Origin of the sequence: Noviherbaspirillum denitrificans, from assembly GCF_002211445.1 — a bacterium.
GTDB lineage: Bacteria > Pseudomonadota > Gammaproteobacteria > Burkholderiales > Burkholderiaceae_D > Noviherbaspirillum > Noviherbaspirillum denitrificans.
In genome coordinates this window covers 1,353,217-1,356,994 of record NZ_LSTO01000001.1, presented here as the reverse complement: position 1 = coordinate 1,356,994, position 3,778 = coordinate 1,353,217, and the positions used below count along the sequence as shown (strand labels likewise).

The following is a 3,778-nucleotide window of genomic DNA, read 5'->3' as shown; positions in this document are numbered from 1 at the left end:
CGCTGCCGCCGGTGCCGCTGCGGCTGGCGCGGCGACGGGAGCCGGGGCGTCGGGCAGGGTGCCGGCGGGGACAACGGCGCGGTACAGCGCTTCCCAGTCCAGTCCATCCGCTGTCGTGGTGCTTGCGGCTGCCGGGGCGGGGGCGGCAACGGGAGCCGGTGCCGGAGCAGGCGCGGCCGGGGCCGCGGCACCGCCTTCGATTGCTTGCGTCACCAGGGCTTCCAATGAAGCGGGCATGGCTGCCAGGCTGTCCGGCGTCGCGCCGTTGGCCAGCAGCTTGAGCTGGTCGCCGACGAAGCCGCTGGCCTGCAGGCCGGCTTCGATCGCGGCCGGCGTGACCGGCACCTTGCCGGTGCGCAGCGCGTCAAACAGGTTTTCGGTCAGGTGGCAGGCCGACACGATGGCCGGCAGGTTCATGAAGCCCGCGCCGCCCTTGATCGTATGGAAGGAGCGGAACAGCGCGTTTAGCGTGTCGCTGTCGTCGGGCCGGCGCTCCAGCGAGAGCAGGTGCTCTTCCACGTTCGTCGCCAGGTCGAGCGCCTCGACGACGAATTCCTTGAGCATATCGTCCATCAGAACCCCAGATCGGCTAGCAAGCTATCCACATCGTCCTGCGCCATGGCGGTGCCCGGTGCGGACGGCCCTTGCATCAGTTCTGCCGGCTTGCTTTCGGCCATCGCAGCCTTGACTTCCGGCGGTGCGTTGTCGCGCAGGAGCTGCGCCAGCTCGTTTTCCACCCGGTTGGTGATCACGACGATCTTCTTGATCAGCTGGCCGGTGATGTCCTGGAAGTCCTGGGCCATCATGATGTCTAGCAGACGGGCCTTTTCAGCCTCGGTGGCTTCCATGACCACGGCGGCGAACTGCTTGGAGTCGCCCGCCAGGGCCTTGAATTCGTCGATGCTGAGCTTGCCGTCGAACAGCTGGGCCCAGCGGTTTTCCATGTCGTGCGCCTTCTTGCCCAGGCTGTCCTGTTCAGGCATGCAGGTATCGACCGCATTGAGCACCTTGTTGGCGGCCTGTTCCGTCAGGCTGGCGACATGGTTGAGGCGGCCCTGTGCATCGCTGATCTGATTGGCGACGTCGGACAGAGAGCGGTCGTAACCGAGTTCACGCAGGGAATCGTGCAGCATGCGGACGATGCCGCCCAGGCGTTCGTACATCGGCTTGCCCGATGCGTCCTCGGCCGCCTCTTCCTGGCCCGGCTCGGTGTCGGCTGCGGGTTCCGGCTCGGCAGCGGGGGCGGCAGGTGCGGCGACGGTTTCAGCGCGTTGCGCGGCCACTTCTTCAAACAGTGCTTCGAGATCGTCGTCTGCTGCGTCGCTCATGGTGATGCTTTCCTATGTGTGATGTCGGCGTTCGTCTTGCAAAAGGCGCGAATCGGCTCGCGATGCGTCCGACCGTGCTCACGATTATCAGCTACGGTTTTCTTGCGCGCAACTTGCTATGTCATAAAACTCCGCCTTTTTGCGGCAAAGTGCGGCTTTCCGGCAGCGGCCGATCAGGCTGCCAGCTTTTCAATAAGCTGGACCGCCGCTTGCTGGAGCGGGTGGCCCGGCGTGCCGAAGGCGTCGCAGATAGTCAGGTGGTTGGACTCCGGCAGTGCCACATCGGCCACATGGTTGGCCTTCCAGGCGCCGGCGAGGAGCTCGGTCTGGCGCCGGAATTCCTCCGATTCCTGGCCGCCGAAGGCGGTCACGAAGGGCGCGGGATGCGATTGCGGCATGAAAGCCGGTGACAAAACGTCAATATCGGCCTCGCCCAGTTTCAGGTCGACGTTGACGAAGTCGGCGTGGCGCACCGGTTCGAGGTCGTAGATGCCGGACAGCAGGATGCCGCCTTTCACGAGGTCGGCAGGCAGGTCGGGAGCGAACGCCGGCCAGACCGCGGCCATCAGCATCGCGGTGAGGTGGGCGCCGGCGGAATGGCCGGCCACGACGATGCGCTTCGGATCGAAATCGTATTTTTCCGCATTGCGGTAGAGCCAGGCCAGCGCACGCACCTGCTGCATGACGATATCGCCGATCGATGCCTGGGGCGCCAGCGTGTAGTTGGTCAGCGCGACGTTGATGCCGGCGCGGGTGTAGGCAGGCGCCACGAACGAGAAATCGGACTTGTCCAGCGAACGCCACCAACCGCCGTGGATGAAGACCAGCAGCGGTGCTTCCCTGCGGAAGGTCGGGAAGAAGTCCAGCCGCTCGGCGCTGTCTTCGCCATAGGGGAGGTCGAACAGTGCCGCATGCGTGCGCCGGGCCTGGGCGGATTCCTTGAGCCAGCGGGTGAAAATATACGGATGGTCCGGGATCATAGCGCGGGCATTGTATTGCTGGCTGTAGTATTCGGCCTTGTTTTTCATATCGGGAAGCTTGTTCTGCGGGAAAGAAGTCCAACAGTGTACTTGCACCGGGCCCCGCAGGGAACATGTAGGACGATTGCCGAATTGACGCGCGCGGTCAGCGCCGCATACACTTCCTGCGTTCTGGTGCCCGCGTGCATGTTCATGCGCGCAGTTAAACGGGAAACACGAGGCTTGTCAGCAAGCTAACGTGTGCTGCCCCCGCAACGGTAAGCAAGCGTCGCCTCCAGGCGACGGCCGATCGCTCAACGCCACTGTGCTCCATGCATGGGAAGGCACATCGGTCCGTCTTGCCAGCCCGGATACCGGCCGGAATGGTTCTTCCAGATCATGGAGGGACGGCGTCACCGCGGACGGGGTTTGCCGCGGCCCCAATGACTCTTTCAGGCCACGCATGTCGTGGCACTCACCATGCACATTCCTCAGATCCAATCGACGGCTGATGCCGCGCTTTCCGCATCGCTTGACGCCGCCATCAACAACAAGACCAAGCCGCTCGGCAGCCTCGGCATGCTCGAACGGGTGGCGAAGCAGGTCGGCCTCATCCAGCGTACCACCGCGCCGACCATCAACAATCCCGCCATCCTGGTGTTCGCCGGCGATCACGGCATCGTCGCCGAAAACGTGTCCGCGTTCCCGCAGAGCGTGACATGGCAGATGGTGGAAAACTTCCTCGCCAACGGCGCGGCGATCAACGTCTTCGCACGGCAGAACGGCTGCGCGCTGCACGTCGTCGATGCCGGGGTCAACCATGATTTCGGCGTGCGGGAAGGACTGATCGACCGGAAGGTCGGCCATGGCACCCGCAACTTCCATGTCGAACCTGCAATGACGGCGGAAGAATGCTCGACCGCGCTCCGTCACGGTATTGAGCTGGCAGCTGGCCTCAAGGGCAATGTGGTCGGCTTCGGCGAAATGGGCATTGGCAACACCAGCCCGGCCGCCGCCCTGATGCACAAGATCACCGGCATTCCTGTGGCTGAATGCGTCGGCGCGGGCGCGGGCCTGTCGTCCCAGGGCGTGGAGCACAAGCGGAAGGTGATCGAACAGGCGGTTGCCCGGCACGCGGGCGTGTCGGATCCGCTGGATCTGCTCGCGACCTTTGGCGGCTATGAAATCGCAATGATGGCGGGAGCCATGCTCGGTGCAGCGGAACATCGCAAGCTGCTGCTGATCGACGGCTTCATCGTGACCAGCGCGCTGCTCGTCGCAGCACGCCTGCAGCCGGCCATCCTCGACTATTGCGTGTTCTCGCATTGTTCTGACGAGCGCGGTCATCGCCACATGCTGGAATATCTCGGCGTCCGTCCGCTGCTGCAGCTCGGCATGCGCCTCGGCGAGGGCAGTGGATGTGCGCTGGCGGTGCCGCTGCTGCATGCATCGGTGAACTTCCTGCGCGAGATGGCGACCTTCGAATCCGCG

4 protein-coding genes and 1 riboswitch are annotated in these 3,778 nt (G+C 64.3%); of the genes, 1 reads left to right on the top strand and 3 read right to left on the bottom strand.

The genetic code is table 11. The features are described 5' to 3' along the window. The 3 genes from AYR66_RS06720 to AYR66_RS06710 form a co-directional block, all read right to left on the bottom strand. On the bottom strand, nucleotides 1–573 hold a 573-nt coding region (locus AYR66_RS06720; RefSeq protein ID WP_170942278.1), incomplete at its 3' end, for an Hpt domain-containing protein. Next, a complete protein-coding gene (locus AYR66_RS06715) occupies nucleotides 573–1,328 on the bottom strand; it encodes a protein phosphatase CheZ (protein ID WP_088706878.1) in 756 nt (251 codons plus the stop codon). The genes AYR66_RS06720 and AYR66_RS06715, both read right to left, overlap by 1 nt. A gap of 173 nt (nucleotides 1,329–1,501) precedes the next feature. After that, a complete protein-coding gene (locus AYR66_RS06710) occupies nucleotides 1,502–2,356 on the bottom strand; it encodes an alpha/beta hydrolase (RefSeq protein ID WP_088706877.1) in 855 nt (284 codons plus the stop codon). Nucleotides 2,357–2,463: 107 nt separating this feature from the next. Further along, a riboswitch (cobalamin riboswitch) is annotated at nucleotides 2,464–2,684 on the top strand. An 83-nt stretch (nucleotides 2,685–2,767) separates the two neighbouring features. Here AYR66_RS06710 and cobT point away from each other — a divergent pair. After that, nucleotides 2,768–3,778 (top strand): nicotinate-nucleotide--dimethylbenzimidazole phosphoribosyltransferase (gene cobT / locus AYR66_RS06705; RefSeq protein ID WP_088709646.1); only part of this gene is annotated, 1,011 nt, incomplete at its 3' end.

What these genes read in the sequence shown, in the direction of transcription:
- AYR66_RS06710 (WP_088706877.1), bottom strand. Translation starts at nt 2,356, where the DNA reads ATGAAAAACAAGGCCGAATACTACAGCCAGCAATACAATGCCCGCGCT.
- AYR66_RS06715 (WP_088706878.1), bottom strand. Translation starts at nt 1,328, where the DNA reads ATGAGCGACGCAGCAGACGACGATCTCGAAGCACTGTTTGAAGAAGTG.